This window comes from Bacillus badius NBRC 15713, from assembly GCF_001591605.1.
Taxonomy (GTDB): domain Bacteria; phylum Bacillota; class Bacilli; order Bacillales; family Domibacillaceae; genus Pseudobacillus; species Pseudobacillus badius.
Genome location: NZ_BCVF01000104.1, coordinates 1 through 844 on the forward strand (window position 1 = coordinate 1; position 844 = coordinate 844).

Genomic DNA, 844 nt, shown 5'->3' on the forward strand with positions numbered 1-844 from the left:
TGTTCGCTGGGCTAATGCCTGTTTATAATCTGCCCACGCTTGGGCTTGAGCTGCTAAATTCTTCTCTACATCAGGACCCATAGCCGCATTCGCTAGAATGGCTGTAAATCCCAACCAAGCAACCCCGGCCACCATGAGAAGCGATTGCTGGCGCATAATCCCGGTATTAATCAGGTTAATCCGGTCTTGAAGCTCTTTCATGCTCGCGTTCGGCCCCAGCTGTCTTAAAGCCACAACAACGGGATCACCCTGCCTTGCTAACCGCTCCATGCTGTCTGTGACTGCCAACAGCGGGCGGTTCACTTGATACAGAGCATTGCCGCTCTGTGCATAAATTTTGTTGATCTTGCTGGATGTTGTGCTTAAATTCAGCATTGTGGCTGCCTGCTGGACATAGGATGCACGCAAAGCAATATTGCTGTTGATCATTTGATCGGTAACTCTTTTATGATCAGCGCCCATTCGTTGAACTTCACGCATAAAATCATTTGTAGATCCTGCATAATGCCCCATCTGATTGCTTAGGCTCAGCATATCGCCTTCAATGCCTCTTAGCTGTCTCCGGTATTGGCGCAAGTTATTATGATTTTGTATGAGAGAACGCCGTACGCCTTCGCTCATGTCACCCCACTGGGAAGCTAACCTTGTAGCACTTGTTCCCATATCTCGCGCCAAACTGCGGATTACTCGGCTTTGCCGGTTGACTTGCTGGTTAAGTGCTTGCGATTCCTCGATCATTCCGCCATAGGAATTGTTAAATGAAGAACCTAACCCAGTCACTTCACGGCTTAACCTGCGAGCTTCGCGTTGCATATCAGCCATTTCACGGCGTATGTCAGCAAGC

Annotated in this window: 1 pseudogene; it reads right to left on the reverse strand. The window is 48.9% G+C overall.

The features are described from left to right. Positions 1 to 844 (reverse strand): annotated as a pseudogene (locus tag BBA02S_RS21105) (hypothetical protein); the annotation flags it as partial.